Source organism: Gemmiger sp. An50, assembly GCF_002161595.1.
Lineage (GTDB): Bacteria > Bacillota > Clostridia > Oscillospirales > Ruminococcaceae > Allofournierella.
The window spans coordinates 80759-107608 of the sequence record NZ_NFID01000008.1 but is presented as its reverse complement, the minus strand read 5'-3'; the positions used below and the strand labels follow the sequence as shown (position 1 = coordinate 107608).

Below are 26850 nucleotides of genomic sequence, written 5' to 3'. Positions count from 1 at the left end.
GTTTTCTTCACGCCGTGCACCCTTTCGGGTTCGAATCCCCGGAAAGTCTTGCGAAAAACAAAAGAACCCGCAAGCTTTTCAGCTTGCAGGTCCTGATGGTGCGCTGGAAGGGATTCGAACCCCTGACCTTCTGATTCGTAGTCAGACACTCTATCCAACTGAGCTACCAGCGCATCTCGTTTGCAACCGTCTTGTGCGGTGCAAGAAATATATTATCAGATTCCCTTTCGATTGTCAACGCTTTTTTTGAAATTTTTTAAATTTTTTTGGCGGGCACGAATTTGCCCTGTTTCTGAGCCTTTGCCTGGCAGATTCCATGGACCATTTCTCCGCTGCGGGACCACATGCACAGCGCCGGTTCGTTCACCGATACTCGCTTTCTTGTGGCGCTTGATCGGAAAATGAAGGAAAATACACATTTTCATCTTTTTTTCACACTTTTCTGGCGGCTGCCCGGAGAGAAGTGTTGTCAGCAAGCACACAGCTGTGATTTTGTGCAGAATGAAAAAATATGTATTCCTTGCAAATACAAATTCTGCTCTTATGCTACTATAATAAAGACAAAAAGATATACAGTGGCTGGGAAAATGGCCTTGCAATGGGAAAAGAAGGCTCGTTTTTCAAAGAAATGCAGCGAAAATTTGAAAAAGAGCGTTGACAAATTTAGCGGAATAAAGTAGTATATATTTTGTATCTGTGTACGCGCAGTTCCAAATACCATCGAACAAACAGCACGGCGTTCTCAGCAAACGCACAGTGAAAAAGCTGTGTGCCGGGGGCGCTTGTTTTTGAGAGACGGTCAGTTCTGCGCGTATTTTGATTCGAGCGTTTACCCGCAGAGCGCGGGCAAAGGTTAAAGATGATAAGGAGTGAAAGAGATGGTAAAATACGCCATCAAGCGCATCGCCATGGGTCTTCTGAGCCTGTTCATCGTGGCGACCCTCACCTTTTTCCTCATGCAGGCCGTTCCTGGCGGTCCCTTCATGTCGGAAAAAGCCATCAGCGCACAGGCTATGGCCGCGCTGGAAGCAAAATACGGCCTGGATCAGCCGGTCCTGGTGCAGTACAAGAACTACCTGGTCAACGCCCTGCATGGCGACTTCGGTCCCAGCCTGAAGCAGCGCGGCCGCGACGTGAGCGACATCATCGCCACCAAGTTCCCGGTCTCCGCCAGCCTGGGCGGCACCGCAGTGGTGGTTGCTCTGGTCGTTGGTATCCCCATGGGCTGTCTGGCTGCCTACCATCGCGGCAAGTGGGCCGATAACCTGATCATTTTCTTTGCCACCTGCGGCATCGCGGTACCCAGCTTCGTTACCAGTTCGGTGCTGATTTATACGTTTGGCTCAAAGCTCAAGCTATTGCCAACGATCGGCCTGGATTCGCCGGCGTCGTACATCATGCCGGTGACCGCTCTGGCCTTCTATCCCACCGCTTACATCGCCCGCCTGATGCGTTCCAGCCTGCTGGACGTTATGGGCCAGGATTACATGCGCACCGCCCGTGCGAAGGGCGTTTCCGGCTTCAAGACCCTGTTTAAGCACGCCCTGCGCAACGCCATCCTGCCCGTTGTCACCTACGTGGGCCCCATGCTGGCCGGCCTGCTGGTTGGTTCCTTTGTTGTGGAAAAGATCTTCACCATCCCCGGTCTGGGCCGTGAGTTCGTTTCCGCCATCACCAACCGCGACTATATGATGATCATGGGCACCACCATCTTCCTGGCGGCTCTGGTCATCGCCATCAACGTGGTCGTCGATATCCTGTACAAGATCATCGACCCGCGCATCAAGCTGAAGTAAGGAGGATACAGAAAAATGGATATGCAAAAGAATCCTTTGAGCTTTCAGCTGGACCTGAAGCCGGAAGATTTTCTGCCCGCCTCCAAGGATGAGCAGGAAAGCCTGGTGGTCATGCGCGAAAGCGTGAGCTTCTGGAAGGACGGCCTGCGCCGTTTCCGCAAAAACAAGATCGCCATGGTAAGCCTGGTGGTCATCCTTATCATCATGTTCTGCGCCTTCATCGTGCCCATGTTCTACCCCTACAGCTACGAGCAGCAGGTGCGCGGCAGTGAGAACCTGGCTCCCATGGAGTATTCCGCCCAGGAGCTGGAGCGCATCGCCGCCGGCGAGAGCGTGTTCCCCCACATCGCGGGCACCGACAAGCTGGGCCGTGACTACGCCATCCGTCTGATGATCGGCGCCCGGATCAGCCTGCTGGTTGGTATCGTGGCCAGCGCAATGATTCTGGTCATCGGTTCCATCTATGGCTCCATCTCCGCCTTCTTCGGCGGCTGGGTGGATATGATCATGATGCGTATCACCGATATCATCTACACCATCCCCGATATTCTGCTGATTATTCTGCTGGGCTTTGCCTTGAAAGCGCCCCTGGAGACCCTGGCCAGCGCTCCCGGCTTCGGCTGGCTGCAGACCCTGGGGCCCAACCTGGTCAGCATCTTCATCGTGTTCGCGCTGCTGTATTGGGTCAGCATGGCCCGTATCGTGCGCAGCCAGATCCTGACCCTGAAGGAGGCGGAGTACGTCACCGCCGCCCGGGCTCTGGGCGCCTCCAACGGCCGTATCATCAAGAAGCACCTGCTCACCAACTGCATCGGTACCCTGATCGTTACCACCACCCTGCAGATCCCCTCGTCCATCTTCACCGAGAGCTTCATGAGCTTCCTGGGCATGGGCGTTGCGGTTCCCCTGCCCAGCCTGGGCAGCCTGGCCACCGATGCGCTGAAAGGTATGAACACCTATCCTCACCTGCTGTTCCTGCCTGCTGCCATCATCAGCATCATCATCCTGAGCTTCAACCTGCTGGGCGACGGTCTGCGTGACGCCTTCGACCCGAAGCTGAAAAACTAACGAGAGGAGAAGCGAATCATGAGTGAACTGTTGCTTGATATCAAAAACGAACGCCTCTCCTTCTTCACCCCCGCGGGCGAGGTGAAGGCACTGAACAACGTGTCCTTCTCCATGAAGCAGGGCGAGGTTCTGGGCATCGTGGGCGAGTCCGGTTCCGGTAAATCCGTTACCGCTTACTCCCTGATGGGCCTGACCGCTTACCCCGGCAAGCTGATCGGCGGTGAGCTGCGCTTCAACGGCCACGAAGTGGAAAAGATGACCGAGAAGGACTTCCGCAAGATGCGCGGTGAGGAGATCTCCATCATCTTCCAGGACCCCATGACCAGCCTGAACCCGGTGTACACCATCGGCAATCAGATCGTGGAAATGGTGCGCCTGCACACCAATAAGGACAAGAAGGAAGCCTATGCCCGCGCCAAGGAGCTGCTGGAGCTGGTAGGCATCAACGAGCCCGAGCGCCGTTTGAAGCAGTACCCCCACGAGCTGTCCGGCGGTATGCGTCAGCGCGTGATGATCGCCATCGCCCTGGCCTGTGAGCCCAAGCTGCTCATCGCCGACGAGCCCACCACCGCTCTGGACGTGACCATCCAGGCCCAGATTCTGGAGCTGATGATGGAGCTGCGCAAAAAGCTGGGCATGAGCATCATCATGATCACCCACGACCTGGGCGTTGTGGCCAGCATGTGCGAGAAGATCGCCGTTATGTACGCCGGTAAGATCGTGGAGTACGGTACTACCGACGAGATCTTCTACGAGCCCAAGCACGAGTACACCAAGGGCCTGATCAACTCCATCCCCAAGCTGAATCAGAAGGAGAAGGAGCGTCTGGTGCCCATCGAAGGCAGCCCTGTGGACCTGCTGAATCCTCCTGCCGGCTGCCCCTTTGCACCCCGCTGCAAGAGCTGCATGAAGATCTGCCTGCGTCAGATGCCTCCGCGCACCGACCTGAGCGATACCCATTACACCCAGTGCTGGCTGCTGCAGAAGGCCGAGTTTGAAGGCAAAGGAGGAAAAGCTGAATGAGCGAGCAGAAAAAACTGGTTGAGGTCCAGCACCTCCAGCAGTACTTCAACGCCGGCGGCTTCGGCAAGAACCGCCGCTACGTCCAGGCTGTGGACGACGTGAGCTTTTTCATCAACAAGGGCGAGACCCTGGGTCTGGTAGGTGAGTCCGGCTGCGGCAAGACCACCACCGGCCGTACTCTGCTGCGCCTGTATGAGCCCACCGACGGCCGTATCATCTACGACGGCAACGTGATCTATGATTCCGGCAAGCTGCCCGATTCTGAGAAGAAGATCGCGGTGGACATGCTGCCCTACCGCCGCAAGATGCAGATCGTGTTCCAGGACCCCTATGCGTCTCTGGACCCCCGTATGACCATCGGCGACATCGTGGGTGAGGCCATCGATATCCATAAGCTGGCCGAGAACGATAAGGACCGCCATGACCGCATCATCAGCATGCTGCAGCGCGTGGGCCTGAACTCCGAGCACGCCAACCGCTATCCTCACGAGTTCTCCGGCGGCCAGCGGCAGCGCGTTGGCATTGCCCGCGCCCTGGCGGTGAACCCCGAGTTCATCGTGTGTGACGAGCCTGTTTCCGCGCTGGACGTGTCTATCCAGGCGCAGGTGGTCAACATGTTTGAGGACCTGCAGAACGAGATGGGCCTGACCTATCTGTTCATTGCCCACGATCTGAGCATCGTGAAGCACATTTCCAATCGCATCGGCGTTATGTATCTGGGCAAGCTGGTGGAGCTGGCCGACAGCTATGAGCTGACCTTCCACAGCGTGCATCCCTATACCCGCAGCCTGATCTCTGCCATTCCCATCGCTGACCCCAAGGCAGCCCGGGAATCCAAGCGTATCGTGCTGGAGGGCGATGTGCCCAGCCCGCTGAATCCCCCTTCCGGTTGCCGCTTCCGCACCCGCTGCCCCTATGCGGATGAGCAGTGCGCCTGCGAGGTGCCCGAGTTTAAGGAGGTTTCCTCCGGCCACTGGGCTGCCTGCCACCACCTGGATCGGGTGAAATAATTGAATTTAAAGAATCCCCACCGCATTGTGCGGTGGGGATTCTTTTTTGTATACGCCGAAAAAGTTACAAACAGTTTTGCAAAATCCGAAGAATTTTGTCCAAACAAGGAGAAACTATCGTGCAATTGCTGCAAAAAGATGTGATAGACTAATGAAAAAATCATAAAAAAAGACAAAATTCTTACAAAGGCAAAATTATACTTGCACTTTTTTGGGCTAAAGTGCTACAATGTTAGCAAGCCAATCGCAGCGGACACAATTGTTCGCGGTGAAAAAACACTCCACTCCGGCCCTTGCGGGGCCAGGGCGGAAAAGGGTAAAACCAAATTCAGGAGGAAAGCAACCATGAAAAAGATGTTAGCTCTTGTGCTGGCTGCCGTGATGGCCTTCAGCATGGCTGCCTGCGGCGGCAGCTCCGGCTCCACTGCAACCAGCGGCGCTACCAGTACCGACTCCACCGCGGCCGACGGCTCTGCCACTGCCGCTACCGGCGTTACCGTTCAGGTCGGCCCCAACCCCGAGACCCTGGACCCCGCGCTGAACAGCGCCATTGACGGCGCCAACATGCTGATCACCGCCTTTGAGGGTCTGCTGATCGTGGACGAGAATAATCAGGTTCAGCCCGGCCAGGCTGAGAGCTATGAGGTCAGCAATGATGGCCTGACCTGGACCTTCCACCTGCGTGAAGGCCTGAAGTGGTCCGACGGCACCGATCTGGACGCCAACGACTTCGTTTATACTTATAAGCGCGTTGCTGATCCCAACACCGCTGCTCCCTATTCCGCCACTGCCGTGGGCATGATCGCCGGCTACGAAGAAGCCATGAACGGCGATCCCGATGCCCTGCAGGTCGAAGCTCCCGATCCTCTGACCTTCGTGGTACACCTGAGCTACCCCTGCACCTACTTCGATAAGCTGGCTGCCTTCGCTACTCTGAGCCCCGTGCAGCAGGAGACCATCGAAGCCAACGGTGATTCCTGGGCTACCGCTCCCGAGACCTACGTCTCCAATGGCCCCTACTACATGACTGAGTGGACCGTGGGCCAGCAGATTGTCTTCAGCAAGAACCCCAACTACAAGGGCGGCTGGGACAGCAGCAAGATCGTTTCCGATACCATCACCTTCCTGCTGATGGAGGATTCCACCGCTGCTTACACCGCTTACACCACCGGCCAGGCCCAGCTGATCAAGGACGTTCCCACCGAGGAGATCCCCAGCCTGACCAAGGCCGAAGATGGCGGCGACTTCTATGTTGATCCCATCATGGGCACCTACTACCTGAGCATGAACGATCAGGTCGAGCCCTTCAACGATGTGAACGTACGTAAGGCCCTGAACCTGGCCATCGACCGTGAGTATGTGGCCAACCAGCTGATGCAGGGCACCTACTCCCCCGCTTACAAGCTGACTGGCCCTGGCATTACCGATGCTGACGGCAGCGCTTACATGGACAATTCCGATTACGACGTGATCCCCACCGATTACGAGGAAGCCAAGAAGCAGGCCCAGGAGGCTCTGGCTGAGGCCGGTTACCCCAATGGCGAAGGCTTCCCCACCATCACCTACTCCACCAACGATTCCGGCTACCACAAGGCTGTGGCGGAATACCTGCAGCAGTGCTACAAGGAAGTTCTGGGCATCAACCTGGAGGTTGAGGTCGTAGAATGGTCCTCCTTCACCCCGCTGCGCCGCGCTGGCGATTACCAGATGGCCCGTAACGGCTGGGTATTCGACTACAACGATCCCTCCAGCATGCTGGAGCTGTTCATGACCGGTAACGGCAACAACGACGGCAAGTACTCCAATCCTGAGTATGATCAGATGATGGAGAGCACCAAGATCGCCGATAAGACCGAGCGTTTCGCCAACCTGCACGCCGCTGAAAAGATCGCCATGGAAGATTACGCGATGATCCCCCTGGCCTTCTACAACGACTTCTGGCTGCAGAGCTCTTCCCTGAAGGGCAGCTGGCACAGCCCCTACGGCTACTGGTACCTGCAGTACGCTTACGTTGAGTAAGACTGTATGAGCTTCGGCTCTTCCAGAGAGCAAAGTTTCTCTGTTCAACACACAGAAGAGAAGGACCCCGGATGCATCCGGGGTCTTTTTCTGTTGTTTGACGGGATTGCTGCCTTTGTTCAAAAGGACAAAGACCTGTGAAAGCTGCATAAAGCAGAACGTGTTCTGAAAACTGAGAAGTGCAGTTTGACGAAGGAAAGAAACAAAAAAGTTACAAACGAGGGATACTCATTGCACTTTTTTGGGGTAAAGTGCTACAATCCGAATAAACACCCAAGAAATTTGAATATTTATTCAAAATCAATCAAGGGCAAGAGCCGCTGCCCGCATCTGGAATTTGCGGGAAAAAGAGCGGCTTTGCAGTCGGAAAAACGGGCTTACCGCGGAGCACGCCGACCGGCTGCGGGAGAAACTTTGCAAACTGCTTGAGGAGGAACACCAACCATGAAAAAAGCCTTATCTCTGGTGCTGGCTGCCGTGATGGCATTCAGCCTGGTGGCTTGCGGCGGAAGCAGCTCTTCTGCTGCCGGCACCGGCTCTGCTTCCGGAAGCGCCACTGCCAGCAACGTGACCGTACAGATCGGCCCCAACCCTGAATCCATCGACCCGGCGCTGAACAGCACCATCGACGGCGGCAACATGCTGATCACTGCTTTTGAAGGCCTGCTGATCGTGGACGAGAACAATCAGGTCCAGCCCGGCCAGGCCGAGAGCTGGGAGGTCAGCGAGGACGGTCTGACCTGGACCTTCCACCTGCGCGAGGGCCTGAAGTGGTCCGACGGCACCGACCTGGATGCCACCGATTTTGTGTATACTTATAAGCGTGTGGCCGATCCCGACACCGCCGCCCCCTACTCTCAGACCGCTGTGGGTATGATCGCCGGTTACGACGAGGCCATGAACGGCAACCCGGATGCCCTGCAGGTGGAAGCCCCCGACGCCAACACCTTCGTTGTGCATCTGAGCTACCCCTGCACCTACTTCGATAAGCTGGCTGCCTTCGCTACCCTGAGCCCCGTACAGCAGGAGACCATCGAGGCCAACGGCGACGCCTGGGCCACCGCTCCCGAGACCTACATCTCCAACGGTCCCTACTACATGACCGAGTGGACCGTGGGCCAGCAGATCGTGTTCACCAAGAACCCCTACTACAAGGGTGGCTGGGACAGCGATAAGATCGTCACCGACACCATCACCTTCCTGCTGATGGAGGACTCCACCGCTGCCTACACCGCTTACACCACCGGCCAGGCTCAGCTGATCAAGGACGTTCCCACCGAGGAGATCCCCAGCCTGACCAAGGCCGAGGACGGCGGCGAGTTTTATGTGGACCCGATCATGGGCACCTACTACCTGACCATGAACGATTCCATCGAGCCCTTCAACGACGTGAATGTGCGCAAGGCTCTGAGCCTGGCCATCGACCGTGAGTATGTGGCCGACAAGCTGATGCAGGGCACCTATTCTCCCGCCTATAAGCTGACCGGCCCTGGCATCACCGATGCCGACGGCAGTGCTTACATGGACAAGTCCAGCGGCGAGTGGATTCCTGAGGATTACGAGACCGCCAAGACCATGGCTCAGGAGGCTCTGGCCGAGGCCGGTTACCCCAATGGCGAAGGCTTCCCCACCATCACCTACTCCACCAACGATGCCGGTTACCACAAGGCAGTTGCTGAGTACCTGCAGCAGTGCTACAAGGAAGTTCTGGGCATCAACCTGGAGGTCGAGATCGTGGAATGGTCTTCCTTCACTCCGATGCGCCGCGCCGGTGACTACGAGATGGCCCGCAACGGCTGGTCCTTCGACTACAATGATCCCTCCAGTATGCTGGAGCTGTTCATGACCGGCAACGCCAACAACGACGGCCAGTACTCCAACCCCGAGTTCGACCAGATGATGGAGAACACCAAGATCGCCGACAAGGAGCAGCGCTTTGCCAACCTGCATGCCGCTGAGGAGATCGTGATGGAGGATTACGCCATGATCCCCGTTGCCTACTACAACGACTTCTGGCTGCAGAGCTCTGACCTGCAGGGCACCTGGCACAGCCCCTATGGCTACTGGTACCTGCAGTACGCCTACATCGGCGAGCCCCCTGAGGACACCGCCGCTGAGAGCGAGAGCGTAGCTGCCAGCACCGCCGCTGAGAGCACTGCTTCCGAGGCCGCTTCCTCTGAGGCAGCCGAGAGCGTTGCCAGCGAGGCTGCTTCTTCTGAGGCTGCTGAGAGTGCTGTGAGCGAGGCTGCCTCCAGCGAAGCTGCTTCCTCCGAAGCCGCTGCCAGCGATTCCGCCAGCGCGGACTGAGCTGAAAAGACAAATAAAAAGAGCCCTGCCAAAGTGCAGGGCTCTTTTTTGTGCCGGATAGCCTCTTGGCAAAAAACAGCACTGCTCTTGTTCAAACAAACAATGGATTGTGAAAAATATATAAAAGAGATGTGAAAAAAGAATCGAACAGTGGAGAAGTTTTCCAGAAAAGAAAACAAATTTTTTACAATTCCACAAGAGCCATTGAGCTTTTTTGGGCTAAAGTGCTACAATGCGTTCAAGACACTCGCTGCGGACTGTTGTGTGTAACAAATGGACAAGCAGTGGGGCCGGGGTTTGTATCTGGAACCTGCAAACCCGAAACGGCATGTGTGTTGGCCGGTCTGGTCCCTTCGGGGGGAGCAAAACCGGCACAGAGAAACTTTGCTTATCTGTAAAGAGGAGGAACCGCAACATGAAAAAAGTGTTAGCACTGGTGCTGGCCGCTGCTATGGCGTTCAGCATGGTCGCTTGCGGCGGCAACAAGACTGCCACCAGCGGCGCTGCTGACGGCACTGCCACCGGCAGCAGCAACGTTACCGTTCAGCTGGGCCCCAACCCCGAGACTCTGGACCCCGCCCTGAACAGCGCCATCGACGGCGGCAACCTGATCCTGACCACCTTTGAGGGTCTGCTGACCATTGACGAGAACAACGAGATTCAGCCCGGCCAGGCCGAGAGCTATGAGGTCAGCGAGGATGGCCTGACCTGGACCTTCCACCTGCGCGAGGGTCTGAAGTGGTCCGACGGCACCGATCTGGATGCCAACGACTTCGTTTATACCTATAAGCGTGTGGCCGATCCCAACACTGCCGCTCCCTACTCCGCTACGGTAGTTGGCATGATCGCCGGCTACGACGAGGCTATGGCCGGCAATCCGGACGCTCTGCAGGTGTCCGCTCCCGATGCCAACACCTTTGTGGTGACCCTGGCTCATCCCTGCACCTACTTCGATAAGCTGGCTGCTTTCGCTACCCTGAGCCCCGTGCAGCAGGAGACCATCGAGGCCAACGGCGATTCCTGGGCTACCTCTCCCGAGACCTACGTCTCCAACGGCCCCTACTACATGACTGAGTGGACCGTGGGCCAGCAGATCGTGCTGACCAAGAACCCCTACTACAACGGCGGCTGGGATACCAGCAAGATCGTTACCGACACCATCACCTTCCTGCTGATGGAGGACTCCACCGCTGCTTACACCGCGTTCCAGACCGGCCAGGCCTCTCTGGTGCGTGACGTGCCCACCGAGGAGATTCCCAGCCTGAATGGTACCCCCGAGTTCCATGTAGACCCCATCATGGGCACCTCCTACATGAGCATGAACCTGCAGAACGAGCTGTTCCAGGACGTGAACGTGCGCAAGGCTCTGAGCCTGGCTCTGGAACGCGATTACATCGCCAACACCGTGCAGCAGGGCACCTACCTGCCTGCTTACGAGCTGACCGGCCCCGGCATCACCGACGCCGACGGCACCACTTCCTACATGGACAACTCCGGCAAGAACTGGATCCCCACCGATTACGAGGAGTCCAAGAAGCAGGCTCAGGAGGCTCTGGCTGCCGCTGGCTACCCGGGCGGCGAAGGCTTCCCCACCATCACCTACACCACCAACGATTCCGGCTACAACAAGGCTGTTGCTGAGTACATGCAGCAGTGCTACAAGGAAGTTCTGGGCATCAACCTGGAGATCGAGATCGTGGAATGGTCTTCCTTCACCCCGCTGCGCCGCTCCGGTGACTACGAGATGGCCCGCAACGGCTGGGTATTCGACTACAACGATCCCTCCAACATCCTGGAGCTGTTCATGACCGATAACGGCAACAACGACGGTAAGTACTCCAACGCCAAGTTCGACGAGCTGATGAACAACACCAACATCGCCGACAAGGAGCAGCGCTTTGCCAACCTGCACGCTGCTGAGGAGCTGCTGATGAGCGAGTACGCGATGATTCCCATCGCCCACAACAGCGACTTCTGGCTGCAGAGCACCGATCTGCAGGGCGTTTGGCACAGCCCCTACGGCTACTGGTACCTGCAGTATGCCTACATCGGCGAGCCCTCTGAGGACACCGCCGCTGAGAGCGAGAGCGTAGCCACCAGCACTGCCGCTGAGAGCACCGCTTCCGAGGCCGCTTCCTCTGAGGCTGCCGAGAGCGTTGCCAGCGAGGCTGCTTCTTCTGAGGCTGCCTCCTCTGAGGCCGCTAAGAGCGCTGTGAGCGAGGCTGCTTCCTCCGAAGCTGCTGAGAGCGCTTCCACTGCCGCCTGATCAAGGCAAAAAAGCAAATCAAAAGGACCTGCCCAAACGGGCAGGTCCTTTTTTGTGTATCGGGTCTGTATCAAATTACCGGCCGTTCACCGGAATGGTTGCTTCTCCAATGGTGATGCTCTCGATGGTATCCAGCGGGAGGATCTGGTCAAATACGCCGCTGAGTTCACAGCGGGTGGTGTCTCCCTCCGGCCGGACGCCGCCGCCAAAGCCGGTCAGGTCAATGCGGCTGCCGTCGGTGAGGGTAAGGAAGACCGGCTGCGGGGTGGAGGCGCCGTCTGCCATACCGGAGGAACCATTTTTCCGCTGCGGCACCGGTGTGTCCACCGTGTAGTCGATCCGCAGCGACAGCGGCGAGACGAATACGCTGTTCAGCGTTGCAGCCTCCCCGTTCACGGTGAAGCTCTGGCCGCCCGGCAGTTCCAGGGAGCTGTCCTCACAGGCAAAATCGAAGCGAAGCTCCCAGCTGCCCTCGGCCAGGAGTGTCGCGTCCTCGCCGATTCCCTGCTTCAGGTCGGTCAGGTGTACGGTGGCGGTGCTCGGCTTCAGGGGCGCGTCGGCGGTGAGCAGCTGCACGAACTGAACCGCGTTGTCGGCCGGGTCCTCGTCAAAAAACCAGGCGGTGCCGTGCATGCCGCCCATATGGCCCACATCGGTGTTCCAGTCGCCGAAGCGAAGGGCCAGTGTCCCGTCCCGGTTGGGGTCCGGGTCCGCGGTGATGGGCTGGCCGTCCTCCCGGTAGATGGAATAGACAATGGCGTAGCTGTAGGTGTCGCCGATGATGGCATCGGCCTGAACCGTGACCCCGTCCACGGTGGCGCGGGCATCCAGTGGGCGGCCAATTTGGTCGATGATCTCAGTCTGGGCAGGCGCAGTGCCGAACACCACTCCGAAGGCCTGGGCGGCGGGCTTCAGTACGCCGCTGGCCGCGGCTCCCAGGCAGAGGGCACCAGTGAGAACAGCGGCTGCGCCCAGGGCGCAGACCCGCCGCAGCGGGATGGCGCGCCCTCTGGGCGGCCGGGCGGATTGAGCCGTCAGGCGGTCGATCATTTCCTGTTTTTGCTGCGGGGAAAACTGCAGCTCGTTCATGGATTCCCGATAGGTCTTCATGCCAATTCCTCCTGTTCCAGCAGGGTGCGCAGCCGTGCCCGGCCCCGGTTCAGCCGGGTGGAGATGGTGGCCGGGTTCTCGCCCAGCAGCCGGGCGATCTCCTTGGCGGCGTAGCCCTCGTAATAATACAGATAGATCACCGCCTGGTACTTGAGCGGCAGCAGCTGCACGGCGGCCAAAAGGCTCCTCTCCTCCACCGGCGGCGCGGGCACCGGGAAGGCCTCGTCCATGGCTACGGTGGTGCGCCGCCAATGGCTCTTCAAAAGGTCCTTGCAGGCGTTGGCAGCGGTGCGGATGATCCAGGCCTTTTCGTGCTCCGGGCTTTCAAAGCGCCGGGGATTGGTGAGCAGCTTGAGAAAAACAGTCTGGCAGATATCCTGGGCATCGGCGGTGCTTTTCAGATAGGTATAGCTCAGCCGCAGGATCAGGTCGGAATAGGTGTTCACCAGCCGCTCTGCCTGGCGGCGGTCCATGGGAGTATTCGTATCGCTCACTTCCTTTGCTGTGGTGTGGAAAAGCGCTTTCACCGGGAATACGACTGAGGGGGGACGTATCTTTCAGCAGCAAAATAAAAAAATGCCCACTGGATTTCCAGTGGGCATTTTTTAAAACATTCAATCGGGCATGCTGTCCAGCACTGCCTGGGCAATGGCGCCGCCCTCGGCCCAAAGGCCCTGCAGCGTGGCGCAGCTTTCGTACTCCGCCGGGTTGCTCACAAAGCCCAGCTCCAGCAGTACCGCGGGGCAGATGTTGGAGCGGGTCACATAAAAGGCCGAGTATTTGGGTCCCCGGTCGTTTCGCTCGGTGGTCAAACTTACGTTTGCCGAAAGGGCGGTAGCCAGGGGCTTGCCCTCTGTGTAGAACCAATAGGCCTCGGTGCCGCCCACCTGGTTCAGATCGGAGTTCAGCGCGGCGCTGTTGTGATGGATGGCGATGAAGAAGTCCGGCTTCTGGCTGTTGAGCATTTCCATCCGCTCGGCCAGGGTGTAGAACACATCGGTGTCCCGAGTCATGGTCACGGTAGCGCCCAGCTGCTCCAGCCGGTATTTGGCGGCCAGCGCAGCGGAAAGGTTCAGTTCGCTCTCCTGGGGGAAATCCTCCACCGGGGAACCGGGCGCGCCCATGTCATCCCCGCCGTGGCCCGGGTCCAGCAGAACCGTTACGCCGTCCAGCGGAAGGCTTGCAGTGGAAACGGTGCGGATGGCGGGCTGATGCTTCAGGGCGATTCGAGTGCCGCCCTCCGGTGTGTAATCCACAAAATAGCCCCACAGCGGGTCGCTGTCCTGGAAGGTGATGTGCAGCGCAAATCCGTTTTCCTCCGGCTCCACGGTCACGCTGGTGCCCACGAAGCCGAAGCTCTGGGGAAATTCGCCGGAGAAGGACGCGGAATAAAAATGCAGGGTGAACTCGTTGCCCTCCCAGTTGTGGCTGTAATAGGGCGTGCCGCTGCCCGCAAAGGTCAGATATTCGATGCCGTTTTCTTCGCTGGCGGAAAGCCCGGTGAAGGCCGCCTGGGCTGTGCCCACCTCCAAAAGCTCACAGTCTGCCGCTTTTATGTAGTTGCCGTCCGGCAGCTGGTAGGCATAGGTGCGCTTGCTGCCGTTCACAAAGGAGACGCTGTCCACGACCTGGGCCACGGCGCCCTCATAGGCAGTCATGGCAATGGTGCTGGTGTCCTGATAATCGGAAAGGGCGCTGGCCAGGGTGGAGGTCACCCGCAGCAGCTGGCCCGGCTGGGCTGCCACAGACCCGTCGGAAACGATCTGACCGCCGCCGGAGCTGCCGGACCCGGTGCTGGGCGCGGGCTTGGTCAGCGTGATGGGAGCAGTGGTGTCTCCCTGCTGGGCGGTGAAGACGTTATCCCCTTCCGCAAGGCTTACCTCCAGCCCCCACATGCCATAGGAGCCGTAGCGTTCCACCTCCTGGCCGTTTACGGTCAGGGGCTGGCTGGGGTCGGAGGTGCCCATCAGAAAGATGGTGTCGGTGTAGACCTTGCTGGCCGGGTCCGGGGAGACGATGGCCAGCGTCTGGCTGAACGGCTGCTGGGCAATGTCGGGCAGGCCGTCGCCGGAAAGATATTGCAGCGTCGAAATCGCGCTCTCTTCGCCGTTTACCAGGCCGGAAAGGCTGCCCAGCACCACACCGGTGCCCGGCTGCAGCTGGCACACAGCGGCGGCCAGCGCAGGGCTTTTCTGAGCCAGGACCAGCTCCAGCTGTTCCCCGGCGGTGTAGCGGGCATCGACGCCTTCGCCGCTCAGGGTATAGAAGGTCAGACCATAGCGGTCGGCGGTCTCGGTCATCCAGTCCTTCATCGAGACGCCCTCCGGCTGATAAAGGGCCACCAGCATATCCCGTTTGGAGGCCTGCTGCATCAAGAGCCGGATGGGGTCGAAGGAGGACAGGAACTTGTCGGATTCGCTTACTCCAGGGGCGGTCTCGGCGCTTTCCAGCTTTCGGGCCAGCACGCCGCCGCCGGGCACGGACCCGGCCACCAGCACGGTATTGGCCCCCTGGGCGGCGGCCTCATCCAGCGTGCTGGTCAAAAAGGCTTCCTGCTCCTCACGGGTGTGGCTTTCGTCAAAATATCCGGCCCAGGCGTCGTCCAGAAGCACCGCCCGGATCTGCTCCGGGGCCGTCATGTGGGGCATGGCCAGGCTGGAAACACCCCGGATCAGCAGAACGATGGCAACGATCAGCGCCGCCAGCGCGGCGATGGCCAGCAGGATCATCCCCAATGCAAAGGGGCGTTTGGTTTTTACGGGCATAGGATGGGTCCCCCTCTCTTGGCTGCCCCGCCCGGCGGGGCTTTGCCCTCATTATAACACGTTTGCGAGGGGCTGCACAGGAAAAGCGTCTGCCAATTTTTGCGCCGGGTCTTGCGGGGATGTGGTATACTGAAAGGGTATAACAATAAAAAGTATGAGGATGGATTCCATGAGCATGCAAGTACCCAAAAACGGATTTACCCACGGCGGCAAGTTCCATGCAGACGATGTGTTCAGTACCGCGCTGCTGCGCATCCTGCGGCCGGACTTCACCGTGACCCGCGGTTTTTCGGTGCCGGAGAATTTTGACGGCATCGTGTACGACATCGGCAATGGTCCCTTCGACCACCACGCGGCGGACCGGGCCGAGCGTCCCAACGGGATTCCCTATGCGGCCTTCGGACTGCTGTGGAAGGAGTTCGGCGCGCAGCTGGTGGGGGAAAACCAGGCCCGCCTGCTGGACGAGAACTTTGTGCAGCCGCTGGATCTGAACGATAACACCGGCGAGAGCTGCCTGCTGGCGGATGCCATCGGCGGCTTCAATCCCCTGTGGGACCAGCCCCAGGACCCGGATGCCTGCTTTGCCCGGGCGGTGGATTTTGCCCAGGTGATTCTGGAGAACAACATCGAGGCGGCCCGGGCGGTGAACCGGGCGGACGCGCTGGTGCAAAAGGCCTATGAGGAAAGCCGGGACGGCATCGTGATCCTGCCCTGCTACGCTCCCTGGAAAAACGCCCTCTACCGCAGCGACGCGCTGTTTGTGGTCTACCCCAGCCAGCGGGGCGGCTGGTCGGCCCAGTGTGTGAACGACCGGATGACCAAACGGCCCAAGAAGCCCTTCCCCATGGGCTGGGCGGGTCAGCCGGAGGAGCATCTGCGCAAGTCCTCAGGCATCGCCACCCTGCGTTTCTGCCACGCCAGCCGGTTTCTGATCACCGCCGAAACCAAAGAGGATGCCATCGCCGCCTGCTATTTTGTGCTGCGGGGCGGCAAAAAGTAACATTGCAACATAAGGAATGAAACAGCCATGGAAGAACGCAATATCGCCGCGCCCGCCTATGTGTATATGATGCGCTGCGCCAACGGGGCGCTGTATACCGGCTGGACCAACGACCTGCTGCGCCGGATGCGGACCCATGCGGGCGGCAAGGGCGCAAAATACACCCGGGGCTTTGGCGGCGAGACGCTGGCCTATGCCGAGCTGCTGGAGGATAAAAGCGCCGCGCTGCGCCGGGAGGCGGCGCTGAAAAAGTACACCAAAGAGGAAAAGGAAGCGCTGGCTGCCGGGTTCGACCCGGCCCGCTTTGTACTGCTGCGCCCTGCCCGTCCGGCGGACGCTGAGGCCGTGCTGGGCATCTACAGCCACTATGTGCTGCACTCCACCGCGTCCTTTTTGTACCAGCCGCCCAAGCTGGAGGATTACCGGCGGGAGATGCGCACCCTGTGCCGCCGCCTTCCCTTCTTTCTGGCGGAGAACGCCCTGGGCCAGCCCCTGGGCTATGCCTGCGCCCATCCCTGGCGCTACGGCACCGGGGCCTACGCCTGGGACACCGAGACCACCATCTATCTTGCCCCCGAGGCCCGGCGGCTGGGTGTGGGTAGCATGTTGTATCATGCTCTGCTGGCTGCGCTGTGCCGCCAGGGCTACTGGAACGCCTATGCGGTGCTGGCGGACCCCAATCCGGCCAGCGAAGCCTTTCATGAGCGGTTTGGCTTTGTATGCGAGGGGCGGCAGGCCCGCTGCGGGCTGAAAAACGGCTGGCAGGGTGTGAGCTACTGGCTCATGGACCTGGCCCCCGGCCGTACCGATCCGCCCGAAGCAGAACCCCGTGCGCCGCTGCCCGGGGAGCTGGCGGCCCTGGCCGCCCAGGCCCGGCGGGGCGCCGGCTGGCGGGAGATGGCCGGACTGGAGCAGCCCGCAGAGGAAAAGGAGCAGTGAACCGGATGGAAGAACGTCAGATCACGCCGGGGCGTTACCGGCACTTCAAAGGAAACTTTTATCAGGTGGTGGGTGTTGCCCGTCACAGCGAGACCGAGGAGCGGCTGGTGGTGTACCGGCCCTTGTATGGCGAGGGCGGCCTGTGGGTGCGCCCCTATGAAATGTTTGCAGGCCCGGTGGACCGGGAAAAATACCCGGACGCGGACCAGACCTGGCGCTTTGAGCGGGTCGGAGACTGAGCCCTGCCCGCAAGAAAAAAGCGCAAAAGCCAAAACGGCTTTTGCGCTTTTTGTCAAACAGTCTCTTTCAGGATTCGGCCGTCGGTGCTGATCACGACCACCTTTACGTCCAGCGCCTTGCCGCTGGCGGCTATCGCCCGCTGCACCGCGTGCTCCATCCCGCCGCAGCAGGGTACCTCCATGCGCACCACGGTCAGGCTACGCAGGTTGTTGGCGGCCAGAATCGCCCCCAGCTTTTCGGAATAATCCACCATGTCCAGCTTGGGGCAGCCGATCAGGGTCACCCGTCCGACCATGAACCGGCTGTGCAGCCCGGCATAGGCGTAGGCGGTGCAGTCGGCTGCAATGAGCAGGTCCGCGCCCTCAAAATAGGGGGCGTTTACCGGGGCCAACTTGATCTGTACCGGCCACTGACGCAGGCAGCTGGCGGGCTCCTGACCGGGCACAGCGGCGGCAGGCTGGGCATTCAATACCCGGCTGCGGCTGCCAGGGCAGCCGGTGTGAGCGGGCGCGCCCGCTTTTGCTTTATTGGCCAGCACGGCGGCCTCGTCGTAGGCAGCGGCCTCCCGCTCCTCAAAGGAGATGGCCCCGGTGGGGCAGGCGGGCAGGCAGTCGCCCAGGCCGTCGCAGTAGTCGTCCCGCAGCAGGCGGGCCTTGCCGTCTACCATGCCGATGGCTCCCTCGTGGCAGGCCGCGGCACAGGCGCCGCAGCCGTTGCAGGCGGCTTCGTCGATTTTAATGATTCTGCGGATCATAGCAGTGTATCCTCCTTGTATGCCCCGGCGGGGCGGTTTCTCAAACAGCTTATGGATTCAGTATACCCGGTTGACGTTTTGTTGTATGTTTGAAAACCAACAAAACGGGAAAAGATGCAATATCCTATTGACTGAATAGGGAATATAGTGTATCATACCCATATCCTCATTTTTCACAGAAAGGCGGCGTGTGCAATGAAGCGATTGTGTGTTTGCATAGCAGCCGGGGGCCTGGCGCGATGTTGACCGGGCGGGGCGGTCAAAGCCCATACCGGATGCAGTAAAATGGACCAAACAACAAAAAGGAGAATGAACCATGTCCAAGATCTATACTGCGGCAGACCAGCTGATCGGCCGCACTCCCCTGCTTCGCCTCACCCGCCTGGAACAGCAGCTGGGCCTTGATGCCGTGCTGCTGGCAAAGCTGGAATCCTTTAATCCCGCCGGTTCGGTGAAGGACCGGGTGGCCAAGGCCATGCTGGATGACGCCGAGGCCAAGGGCCTGATCGGCCCGGGCGGTACTATCATCGAGCCCACCAGCGGCAACACCGGCATTGGCCTTGCTTCTGTGGCAGCGGCCCGGGGCTACCGGGTGATCATCGTCATGCCGGACACCATGTCCGTGGAGCGGCGGCAGCTGATGATGGCCTACGGGGCCGAGCTGGTGCTCACCCCCGGCGCAAAGGGCATGACCGGCGCCATTGAAAAGGCAAAGGAGCTGGCCAGCGAGACTCCCGGCAGCTTTATTCCCGGCCAGTTTGAGAACCCGGCCAACCCGGATGCACACTACCGCACCACTGGCCCTGAGATCTGGCAGGATACCGACGGCCAGATCGACCTGTTTGTGGCAGGCGTGGGCACCGGCGGCACCATTACCGGCGTAAGCCGTTATCTGAAGGAGCAGAACCCGGCCATCCATGTGGCCGCCGTGGAGCCTGCGGATTCGCCGGTGCTGTCCGGAGGAAAGGCTGGCCCCCACAAGCTTCAGGGCATTGGCGCGGGCTTTGTGCCTGCCGCACTGAACCAGCAGGCCTACGACGAGGTGCTCACCGTGACCACCGAGCAGGCCTTTGAGGCCAGCCGTGCGCTTGGCCGGGCTGAGGGTGTGCTGGCAGGCATTTCCTCCGGCGCGGCGCTGGCGGGTGCCATTCGCCTGGCCCGACTGTCGGAAAACGCGGGCAAGACCATCGTGACCCTTCTGCCGGACACCGGCGACCGGTATCTGTCCACCGGACTGTTTGCGGCGCAGGAATAAAGATACAGATTTTCCACAACAAAAAGGGGAGAGCGTTGAAAACGCTCTCCCCTTTTTGGTCCAAATGGCCCGCCGTACACAAACGGCCAGGAGGTCTTTTGGCAGGCCTTACGGCTAAGAAAGAGAAGAAAATGGGAGAAGTAAGCTTACAGCAGGTGTACCGCGACCACCAGACCGGCGAACACGATGGAGACCATGCTGGTGAGCTTGATCAGGATGTTGATGGAGGGGCCGCTGGTGTCCTTGAAGGGATCGCCCACGGTGTCGCCCACCACGGCGGCCTTGTGGCAGTCGCTGCCCTTGCCGCCATGAGCGCCGCTCTCGATGTACTTCTTGGCGTTGTCCCATGCGCCGCCGGAGTTGGCCATCATTACGGCCAGCACAAAGCCGGTCACGGTGGTACCAGCCAGCAGGCCGGCCACGCCTTCCACGCCTAGGATCAGACCCACCACAACGGGCACGATCACCGCGATCAGAGCGGGAGCCAGCATCAGCTTCTGGGCGCTGCGGGTGCACATATCCACGCAGGAGGCATAGTCCGGTTCGGCCTTGCCTTCCATCAGGCCCTTGATCTCCTTGAACTGGCGGCGGACCTCCACCACGATGCTCTGAGCCGCCTTGCCCACTGCATCCATGGAAAGGGCCGCGAACAGGAAGGGCAGCATACCGCCGATGAACAGGCCGATCAGGGTGGTGGGGTTGGTGATGGACAGATCCAGCACGATGTCCGGATCGATCTGATGAACCTTGTCAATGTAAGAAGCGATCAGGGCCAGGGCGGTCAGCGCCGCGGAACCGATGGCGAAGCCCTTGCCGGTGGCGGCGGTGGTGTTGCCCAGGCTGTCCAGCGCGTCGGTGCGCTGGCGCACCTGTGCGGGCATGTGGGTCATCTCGGCGATGCCGCCCGCGTTGTCCGCAATGGGGCCGTAGGCGTCGGTGGCCAGGGTGATGCCCAGGGTGCTCAGCATGCCCACGGCGGAAACACCCACGCCGTACAGGCCCATGTTGAAGTTTTCAGCGCCGCCGCTGCAGAAGTAGCTCAGCAGAACCGAAACACCCACGATCACAACGGGAGCTACGGTGGAGAGCATGCCCAGAGACAGGCCGCTGATGATAACGGTTGCGCTGCCGGTCTCACTGGAGGCCGAGAGCTTTCTGGTGGGAGAGTAGCTGTCCGAGGTGTAATACTCGGTGAGCGCGCCGATGATCACACCGGCGGCCAGGCCGCTGATCACCGCGATGAACACGCCGGTGGCATGCTCGGCGGGCAGCAGCCAGTGGATGGCGAACCAGGCGCAGATGGCGATCAGCACGCTGCTGATGTAGGTGCCGGTGCGCAGGGCCGCCAGCAAGTTTTTCTGGCTGGCGCCCTCCTTGGTCTTTACGAAGAAGGTGCCCAGGATGGAGCACAGCACGCCCAGCGCGGCCAGCAGCATAGGAACGCCCACGCCCTGCATGCCGAAGCCCGTGGCCACGGCCAGCGCGCTGGTGGAAACGATGGAGCCCACATAGGATTCATACAGGTCGGCGCCCATGCCGGCCACGTCGCCCACGTTGTCGCCCACGTTGTCGGCGATCACAGCGGGGTTGCGGGGGTCATCCTCGGGGATACCCGCCTCCACCTTGCCCACCAGGTCGGCGCCAACGTCCGCCGCCTTGGTGAAGATGCCGCCGCCCACACGGGCGAACAGCGCCATGGAGGAAGCGCCCATGCCGAAGGTGAGCATGTTGGAGGTGATGTTCTGGATCAGGATCTCCTGGCTGGCCACCGGGTCAATGGCGGTGTACCAGAAATGCAGGAAAAAGTACCAGATGCTCAGATCCAGCAGGCCCAGGCCCACCACCGTGAAGCCCATGACCGAACCGGCGCTGAAGGCCACCCGCAGGCCTTTGTTCAGGCTATTGGAAGCAGCGTTGGCGGTGCGGCAGTTGGCCATGGTGGCGGTACGCATGCCGATAAAGCCGGACAGGCCGCTGAAGAAGCCGCCGGTCAGAAAAGCAAAGGGAGTGAAGAAGCTCAAAAAGCCCAGGAATGCCATGACCAGAAGGATCACGAAGACCACAGCGAAGAAGATGGCCACGCCCTTGTACTGGCGCTTTAAGTAAGCGGTGGCGCCGTTGCTCACCGCGGCCGAGATCTTGGCCATCTGGGGCGAGCCCTGAGGCTCTTTTTTGACCCGGGCGAACATTGTCGCCGCGAACAGCAGGGCAAGCACAGAGCCTGCTGCAACAAAATACATCGCGCTCATGATCGAATGATCCCTCCTTGTTCGAATGGCCCGGCAAGCCGGGATAAACGGGGCGGAACCGATTCCTGGAAAAGGAATCCAAATTTCGCCGTTGCCTTCATTATAGAACGAAACACCCAGAAAAACAAGAATGATGCACAAAATATTTTTGGGTATGTAGAATATTTTGTAAAAATAGTTGAAAACGTATTTCCTTTATCAAACGAAAGGATTATAATAGACTAAACACAATGGATGATTAGGCGATTCAGCCGATTTTTCTTGAAAAAATGGTTGCATCTTCCAAAAGTTTTTTGCTACAATTTGATAAAGCGAAAAAGCAGGAAAGGGCGGGACAGCATGAAGCGAGGGCTTGTACTGGCGGGCGGCGGCGCCCGGGGCAGCTACCAGGTTGGGGTCTATCAGGCGCTGACCGAGCTTGCCTGGCGGCCGGATGTGATCACCGGCACCTCGGTGGGCTGTCTGAACGGCGCCATGTTTGCCACCGGCCAGTGGACCACCGCCCGGGATATGTGGCTGACCATTGACACCCGCCAGGTGATCGCCGACCCGCCGGACCCGAACCAGGGCATGCTGAACTTCTGGCAGGAGACGGTGCGCTGCGGCGGGCTGGACGTGGCCCCGCTGGAGGAGATCGTGGACCGGGTGCTGGACGAGGAAGCCCTGCGTTCCTCCCCCATCGAGTTCGGTCTGGTCACCGTGAACAAGCGCACCCTGCGCCCGCTGGAGCTTACCGCACAGGAGATCCCACAGGGGCAGATGAAGGATTACCTGCTGGCCTCCGCCGCCTGCTTCCCTGCCTTCCGGCCCCGGGCCATCGAGGGCAAGGAGTTCATCGACGGCGGCTATGCCGACAATATGCCGGTGGGCCTTGCCCGCCGCATGGGCGCGGAGGAAGTGGTGGCTGTGGATGTGGACGGCATCGGTGTGACCCGCCGGCTGCCGGAGGATATCCCGGTGATCCTGATCCGAAGCCGCTGGGAGCTGGGTGCGATTTTGACCTTCGACCCCCGTCAGGCGCAGCGGAACATCGCCCTGGGCTACAACGATACCTACCGGGCCTTCGGCCGCATCCTGGGCACCAGCTACAGCATCCAGGCCGGGCAGGAGCGGGCGCTCACCGAGGGCTTTGTCCGGCCCTATGCCGAGCTGCTGCGCCGGGTCATGGGAGCAAACCCCTCGCTTACCTTTACGGAACAGGCGGCACTGGGCGGGCTGGAAAAGCTGGCCGCCACTGCCGCCGCCCGGGCACTGGCCCCGCTGGAGCGGGCCTGCGAGCTGGCCGGGGTAGCGCCGGAGCCGGTCTACACCGCACGGGAGCTGTTTGACGAGTTTTTACAGCAGGTGGACCCTCAGGTCTGCCTGCGGTTCGCGCTTTTGTTTGAAGAGGGTGCGGGTATTTGCATCCGGGAGTCCGCTCAGGCGGCCGCCGCACCCGGAGAATTTTTGCAGGCGCTGGTGGCGGCGAGCCTGCGCAGATCCCAGGGAGGTGAGGTTCCATGAGAAGATTCACAGGCATCAGTGCATCCAAAGGACTGGTCATGGGGCCGGTTCACCGGCTGCATCACGGCACCGCGGGCCTGGTGCGTGTAGTCGGTCTTCCGGTGCGTGAGCAGGCTTTGTTCGACGCGGCTGTGATCCTGGCCAAGGAGGAGCTGCACGTTCTGGAGGAAAAGACCGACGGTACCCAGCAGGCCATCCTCATGTTCCAGCGGATGATGCTGGAGGATGCGGGCCTGCTGGCCCAGGTGGCCCAGCGCATTGCCGACGGCGACGGCGCGGCCGCGGCCATGGAGTGGGTGGGCAGGCACTATGCCGCCACCCTGGAAAACCTGGACGATGAATACATGAGCCAGCGTTCGGTGGACGTGCTGGACGTCTGCCGGCGGGTGGTGAACATTCTGGACGGCGAGCCCCGCAAGGCCCCCGAGCTGGAGGTGCCCTGCATCCTGGTGGGCGAGCGCATCTTCCCCAGCGACATCATCAGCATCGACCGGGCCAAGATCCTGGGCTTTGCCACCGGCGGCGGAAGCATCCAGAGCCACGCGGCCATCATGGCCCGCACCATGGACATTCCCGCCGTGGTGCAGCTGGGCAGCGAGATGCTGGATTACAGCGAGGGCCAGGCCGCGATTCTGGACGCCTACAACGGCGATATGATCGTAAAGCCGGACGCGGACGCGGTGCGCCACGCCCAGCGGCGGATCGTGGGCGAGGGCATGCTGAAAAAGCGCATGGCCTTCCTGAAGGACCAGCCCTGCGTGACCAAGGACGGCACTGCGGTGACCCTGCTGGCCAACTGCTCCAGCCCCACCGACATCCGGGCTGCCATGGACGCGGGCGCGGACGGCGTGGGCCTGCTGCGCAGCGAGTTCGTTATCACCGGCGACATCATTCCCGGAGAGGATGAACAATACTATTATTATATGACCTGCCTGGAGGCCACCGCCGGCCGTCCGGTGACCATCTGCACCTTCGACATCGGAGCGGACAAGCGGGTGGCGGACCTGGAGGACACGGGCAACTACTCTCCGCTGGGGATGCGAGGGGTGCGGCTCCAGCTGAGCCATCCCGAGCTGTTCGTCACCCAGATGCGCGCGCTTCTGCGCACCGCACTCAAGGGCGATCTGCGCATCATGTTCCCCATGATCACCAGCCCGGCGGACTGGAAAGAGGCTCTGGAGCTGGTGGAGGTGGCCAAGAGCCAGCTGCGCCGGGAGGGCGTGCCCTTCAATGAAAAGGTGCCCATCGGCGCCATGGTCGAGGTGCCCAGCGCCGCGCTGCTGGCCGACGAGATCCTGGCGGACCGCTGCTCCTTTGTGCATGTGGGCACCAACGATCTGATTCAGTACACCTACGCGGCCGACCGGCGGGACAGCCGGATGTCCGGCTACTTTACCGGCTGGCCCCATGCGGTGGGCCGCCTGATCGACATGGTGGTGGCTGCCGCCTGGAGCCAGGAGCTGCCGGTGACCATCTGCGGCGTGAGCGCCACCGACCCGGACACCGCCGAGCGGTTCATCCGCCAGGGTGTGCGCGGCCTGTGCATGGAAGCCCGCAGCCTGATGCAGATCAAAGCTCATCTGCTGGAGCTGGACCTGAATGAGCCGCCCCGCTTCCAGCGTTAAATGAAATCATTAGAGCGCCCCCCTGCCCCGCAATGCGCGGTGCAGGGGGGCTTTTTTGCGCGTTTGCGCAGATTTGCTCGAAAATGAGCAGATACTCGCAAAGAAAATGAAGAAATTTGATTATTTTTGATAGAAAATGCTTGAATTCGCCAAAAGTCTGTGCTATAGTGAAACCAGAACAAGAGAAAACGTCAAAGGGGGCGGCGGAATGCTGGCGGAAAAACGGTTTGCGGTGATTCTGGACGTGCTGGCAAAGCGCCGGGCGGCCACCGTCACAGAGCTGGCTCAGCGGCTGGACACCTCGGAATCCACGGTGCGGCGGGACCTGATGATCCTGGCCGAGCAGGGCAAGCTGAATAAGGTGCACGGCGGCGCCACCGCGGTGGACGCCACCTTTGAGAGCGACGAGCCCACCATGAGCGCCAAGGAGCAGCTCAACCAGACCCAGAAGGATCAGATCGCCCGCTATGCGGCGGCGCAGATTCAGCCGGATGACGTGATCTTCCTGGACGCAGGCAGCACCACCCTTCGGATGCTGGAATACATGGAGCCCAGCGACGGGCTGCTGATCGTGACCAACGGCATCCTGCATGCCCAGCGGCTGGTGAACAAGGGTTTCAAGGCCTACATCCTGGGCGGCATGCTCAAGACCGGCACCGAAGCCATTGTGGGCGCGGGAGCCGTGCAGGCGCTGAGTCATTACAACTTTACCAAGGCCTTTATCGGCATCAACGGCATCACCGTGGGCCAGGGCTACACTACCCCGGATGTGGAGGAAGCCCAGGTCAAGTCGATGGCGCTGCGCCAGGCCTATATCAAATATGTTCTGGCGGATTCGTCCAAGTTCGGGCGGGTGTCGGCGGTCACGGTGGCGCCCATCGATCAGGCCTGCATCGTCACCGACCATCTGCCGGACAAGAACTATCGCAAGCATGCAGTGATCAAGGAGGTAGAAGGGTTATGATATACACCGTTACATTCAATCCCGCGCTGGACTACGTGGTGCGTATGGACGCGCTGGCCCTGGGCCAGGTAAACCGCACCGCCAGCGAGAATGTGCAGCTGGGCGGCAAGGGCATCAACGTGTCCTGGGTGCTGCGGGAGCTGGGCCACGAGAACGTGGCGCTGGGCTTTGTTGCCGGGTTCACCGGCAAGGCCATTGAGGATGGTCTGGCCGCCAAGGGCGTTGCTACCGACTTCATCCACCTGCCCGCCGGTCTCACCCGCATCAACGTGAAGCTGAAGGCCGGTGAGGAGACCGAGATCAACGGCAAGGGTCCCGACATCAGCGCCGAGGCGCTGGAGGAGCTGTTCCGCAAGCTGGACGCCCTGGGCGAGGGAGACGTGCTGGTGCTGGCTGGCAGCATCCCCGCCAGCATGCCCAGCGATGTGTACGAGAGCATCCTGGCCCGCCTGGAGGGCAAAAAGGTGCTCTGCGCGGTGGACGCCACCCGGGACCTGCTGGTGAATGTGCTCAAGTACAAGCCCTTCCTGATCAAGCCCAACAATCACGAGCTGGGCGAGATCTTCGGTCGGGTCCTCACCACCGACGAGGAGATTCGGGAGTGCGCCGAAAAGCTGCAGCAGCAGGGCGCGCGCAACGTGCTGGTCAGTATGGCCGGTGACGGCGCGATGCTGCTGGACGAAAACGGCGGCTGCCACCGCCTTGCCGCCTACAAGGGCAAGGTAAAGAACTCGGTGGGCGCGGGCGACTCCATGGTGGCCGGTTTCCTGGCCGGTTATCTGGACACCGGCGACTACGCCCACGCGCTGCGTGTGGGCAGCGCCGCGGGCAGCGCCACCGCCTTCTCGGATGTGCTGGCCACCCGCTTCGAGATCGAGGCTCTTTTGAACCAGGCATAAGCGTGCATCGCGGAACCCAAAACCGCACGCCTGCAAATAGATCGTAACCCCCTGAACA

General features: G+C 60.4%; 20 protein-coding genes and 1 tRNA gene. 15 read left to right on the top strand and 6 right to left on the bottom strand.

The genetic code is table 11. From position 1 onward, the window contains the following. Positions 1–96: 96 nt before the first annotated feature. A tRNA-Arg gene (locus tag B5G03_RS08880) sits at positions 97–173 on the bottom strand. 705 nt (positions 174–878) lie between these two features. On the opposite strand from B5G03_RS08880, the gene B5G03_RS08875 reads away from it, so the two are divergent. The 7 genes from B5G03_RS08875 (at position 879) to B5G03_RS08845 (ending at position 11489) form a co-directional block, all read left to right on the top strand. Then, positions 879–1796, top strand: coding sequence for an ABC transporter permease (locus B5G03_RS08875; protein ID WP_087181362.1), 918 nt, complete (start codon positions 879–881; stop codon positions 1794–1796). A 21-nt stretch (positions 1797–1817) separates the two neighbouring features. After that, a complete protein-coding gene (locus tag B5G03_RS08870; protein WP_087181404.1) occupies positions 1818–2864 on the top strand; it encodes an ABC transporter permease in 1047 nt (348 codons plus the stop codon). 18 nt (positions 2865–2882) lie between these two features. After that, positions 2883–3887: an ABC transporter ATP-binding protein gene (locus tag B5G03_RS08865; protein ID WP_087181361.1), complete on the top strand. Its 1005-nt coding sequence runs from the start codon at positions 2883–2885 to the stop codon at positions 3885–3887. After that, entirely contained in the window at positions 3884–4897 is a 1014-nt protein-coding gene (locus tag B5G03_RS08860) for an ABC transporter ATP-binding protein (RefSeq protein ID WP_087181360.1), read from the top strand. The genes B5G03_RS08865 and B5G03_RS08860 overlap by 4 nt, the downstream gene beginning before the upstream one ends. A 345-nt stretch (positions 4898–5242) precedes the next feature. Beyond that, positions 5243–6916 carry an ABC transporter substrate-binding protein gene (locus B5G03_RS08855; RefSeq protein ID WP_087181359.1) on the top strand — a complete coding sequence of 558 codons (1674 nt, stop codon included), beginning with the start codon at positions 5243–5245 and terminating at the stop codon, positions 6914–6916. Between the two features lie 444 nt (positions 6917–7360). Continuing rightward, on the top strand, positions 7361–9223 hold the full coding sequence (locus B5G03_RS08850) for a peptide ABC transporter substrate-binding protein (RefSeq protein WP_087181358.1): 1863 nt from the start codon (positions 7361–7363) through the stop codon (positions 9221–9223). Positions 9224–9638: 415 nt separating this feature from the next. Continuing rightward, positions 9639–11489 (top strand): peptide ABC transporter substrate-binding protein, encoded by a 1851-nt coding sequence (locus tag B5G03_RS08845; protein WP_087181357.1) that lies wholly within the window; start codon positions 9639–9641, stop codon positions 11487–11489. Between the two features lie 75 nt (positions 11490–11564). Here the strand turns inward: B5G03_RS08845 and B5G03_RS08840 are convergent, their stop codons facing one another. From B5G03_RS08840 to B5G03_RS08830, 3 genes are all read right to left on the bottom strand, one after another. Continuing rightward, complete coding sequence (locus tag B5G03_RS08840) at positions 11565–12599, bottom strand: DUF4179 domain-containing protein (protein WP_087181356.1); 1035 nt, start codon at positions 12597–12599, stop codon at positions 11565–11567. Continuing rightward, positions 12596–13072 (bottom strand): sigma-70 family RNA polymerase sigma factor, encoded by a 477-nt coding sequence (locus B5G03_RS08835; protein WP_087181355.1) that lies wholly within the window; start codon positions 13070–13072, stop codon positions 12596–12598. Before B5G03_RS08835 ends, B5G03_RS08840 begins: the two co-directional genes overlap by 4 nt. 141 nt (positions 13073–13213) lie before the next feature. Then, positions 13214–15364, bottom strand: a complete 2151-nt coding sequence (locus tag B5G03_RS08830) for an N-acetylmuramoyl-L-alanine amidase (protein WP_087181354.1) — start codon at positions 15362–15364, stop codon at positions 13214–13216. A 175-nt stretch (positions 15365–15539) separates the two neighbouring features. Here B5G03_RS08830 and B5G03_RS08825 point away from each other — a divergent pair, with 175 nt between their 5' ends. The 3 genes from B5G03_RS08825 to B5G03_RS08815 are packed head-to-tail and all read left to right on the top strand — an operon-like array spanning position 15540 to position 17542. Then, positions 15540–16364 (top strand): MYG1 family protein, encoded by an 825-nt coding sequence (locus B5G03_RS08825; RefSeq protein WP_087181403.1) that lies wholly within the window; start codon positions 15540–15542, stop codon positions 16362–16364. Between the two features lie 27 nt (positions 16365–16391). After that, complete coding sequence (locus B5G03_RS08820) at positions 16392–17303, top strand: GNAT family N-acetyltransferase (RefSeq protein ID WP_087181353.1); 912 nt, start codon at positions 16392–16394, stop codon at positions 17301–17303. 5 nt (positions 17304–17308) lie between these two features. Then, positions 17309–17542 carry a DUF1653 domain-containing protein gene (locus tag B5G03_RS08815; RefSeq protein ID WP_087181352.1) on the top strand — a complete coding sequence of 78 codons (234 nt, stop codon included), beginning with the start codon at positions 17309–17311 and terminating at the stop codon, positions 17540–17542. A 53-nt stretch (positions 17543–17595) separates the two neighbouring features. Here B5G03_RS08815 and B5G03_RS08810 read toward each other — a convergent pair whose 3' ends face one another. Then, a complete protein-coding gene (locus tag B5G03_RS08810) occupies positions 17596–18297 on the bottom strand; it encodes an ATP-binding protein (RefSeq protein WP_087181351.1) in 702 nt (233 codons plus the stop codon). Between the two features lie 316 nt (positions 18298–18613). On the opposite strand from B5G03_RS08810, the gene cysK reads away from it, so the two are divergent. After that, a complete protein-coding gene (gene cysK, locus B5G03_RS08805) occupies positions 18614–19552 on the top strand; it encodes a cysteine synthase A (protein WP_087181350.1) in 939 nt (312 codons plus the stop codon). Positions 19553–19698: 146 nt separating this feature from the next. On the opposite strand, the gene B5G03_RS08800 is transcribed toward cysK, so the two are convergent. Beyond that, positions 19699–21801 carry a sodium-translocating pyrophosphatase gene (locus B5G03_RS08800; RefSeq protein WP_087181349.1) on the bottom strand — a complete coding sequence of 701 codons (2103 nt, stop codon included), beginning with the start codon at positions 21799–21801 and terminating at the stop codon, positions 19699–19701. A gap of 339 nt (positions 21802–22140) precedes the next feature. On the opposite strand from B5G03_RS08800, the gene B5G03_RS08795 reads away from it, so the two are divergent. From B5G03_RS08795 to pfkB, 4 genes are all read left to right on the top strand, one after another. After that, positions 22141–23304, top strand: a complete 1164-nt coding sequence (locus tag B5G03_RS08795; RefSeq protein WP_206423615.1) for a patatin-like phospholipase family protein — start codon at positions 22141–22143, stop codon at positions 23302–23304. Then, on the top strand, positions 23301–24929 hold the full coding sequence (gene ptsP / locus B5G03_RS08790; RefSeq protein ID WP_087181347.1) for a phosphoenolpyruvate--protein phosphotransferase: 1629 nt from the start codon (positions 23301–23303) through the stop codon (positions 24927–24929). Before B5G03_RS08795 ends, ptsP begins: the two co-directional genes overlap by 4 nt. Positions 24930–25137: 208 nt before the next feature. Further along, positions 25138–25893 (top strand): DeoR/GlpR family DNA-binding transcription regulator, encoded by a 756-nt coding sequence (locus B5G03_RS08785; protein WP_087181346.1) that lies wholly within the window; start codon positions 25138–25140, stop codon positions 25891–25893. Next, a complete protein-coding gene (pfkB, locus tag B5G03_RS08780) occupies positions 25890–26792 on the top strand; it encodes a 1-phosphofructokinase (protein WP_087181345.1) in 903 nt (300 codons plus the stop codon). The genes B5G03_RS08785 and pfkB overlap by 4 nt, the downstream gene beginning before the upstream one ends. The last annotated feature ends 58 nt before the right edge of the window (positions 26793–26850 follow it).

Bases quoted from the DNA above. Each gene is read 5' to 3' on its own strand.
- B5G03_RS08845 (WP_087181357.1), top strand. From the start codon at position 9,639: ATGAAAAAAGTGTTAGCACTGGTGCTGGCCGCTGCTATGGCGTTCAGC.
- B5G03_RS08830 (WP_087181354.1), bottom strand. From the start codon at position 15,364: ATGCCCGTAAAAACCAAACGCCCCTTTGCATTGGGGATGATCCTGCTG.
- B5G03_RS08785 (WP_087181346.1), top strand. From the start codon at position 25,138: ATGCTGGCGGAAAAACGGTTTGCGGTGATTCTGGACGTGCTGGCAAAG.
- B5G03_RS08815 (WP_087181352.1), top strand. From the start codon at position 17,309: ATGGAAGAACGTCAGATCACGCCGGGGCGTTACCGGCACTTCAAAGGA.
- cysK (WP_087181350.1), top strand. From the start codon at position 18,614: ATGTCCAAGATCTATACTGCGGCAGACCAGCTGATCGGCCGCACTCCC.
- B5G03_RS08850 (WP_087181358.1), top strand. From the start codon at position 7,361: ATGAAAAAAGCCTTATCTCTGGTGCTGGCTGCCGTGATGGCATTCAGC.
- B5G03_RS08825 (WP_087181403.1), top strand. From the start codon at position 15,540: ATGCAAGTACCCAAAAACGGATTTACCCACGGCGGCAAGTTCCATGCA.
- B5G03_RS08800 (WP_087181349.1), bottom strand. From the start codon at position 21,801: ATGAGCGCGATGTATTTTGTTGCAGCAGGCTCTGTGCTTGCCCTGCTG.
- B5G03_RS08840 (WP_087181356.1), bottom strand. From the start codon at position 12,599: ATGAAGACCTATCGGGAATCCATGAACGAGCTGCAGTTTTCCCCGCAG.
- B5G03_RS08795 (WP_206423615.1), top strand. From the start codon at position 22,141: ATGAAGCGAGGGCTTGTACTGGCGGGCGGCGGCGCCCGGGGCAGCTAC.
- B5G03_RS08810 (WP_087181351.1), bottom strand. From the start codon at position 18,297: ATGATCCGCAGAATCATTAAAATCGACGAAGCCGCCTGCAACGGCTGC.
- pfkB (WP_087181345.1), top strand. From the start codon at position 25,890: ATGATATACACCGTTACATTCAATCCCGCGCTGGACTACGTGGTGCGT.
- B5G03_RS08875 (WP_087181362.1), top strand. From the start codon at position 879: ATGGTAAAATACGCCATCAAGCGCATCGCCATGGGTCTTCTGAGCCTG.
- B5G03_RS08860 (WP_087181360.1), top strand. From the start codon at position 3,884: ATGAGCGAGCAGAAAAAACTGGTTGAGGTCCAGCACCTCCAGCAGTAC.
- B5G03_RS08820 (WP_087181353.1), top strand. From the start codon at position 16,392: ATGGAAGAACGCAATATCGCCGCGCCCGCCTATGTGTATATGATGCGC.
- B5G03_RS08835 (WP_087181355.1), bottom strand. From the start codon at position 13,072: ATGGACCGCCGCCAGGCAGAGCGGCTGGTGAACACCTATTCCGACCTG.
- B5G03_RS08855 (WP_087181359.1), top strand. From the start codon at position 5,243: ATGAAAAAGATGTTAGCTCTTGTGCTGGCTGCCGTGATGGCCTTCAGC.
- B5G03_RS08865 (WP_087181361.1), top strand. From the start codon at position 2,883: ATGAGTGAACTGTTGCTTGATATCAAAAACGAACGCCTCTCCTTCTTC.
- ptsP (WP_087181347.1), top strand. From the start codon at position 23,301: ATGAGAAGATTCACAGGCATCAGTGCATCCAAAGGACTGGTCATGGGG.
- B5G03_RS08870 (WP_087181404.1), top strand. From the start codon at position 1,818: ATGCAAAAGAATCCTTTGAGCTTTCAGCTGGACCTGAAGCCGGAAGAT.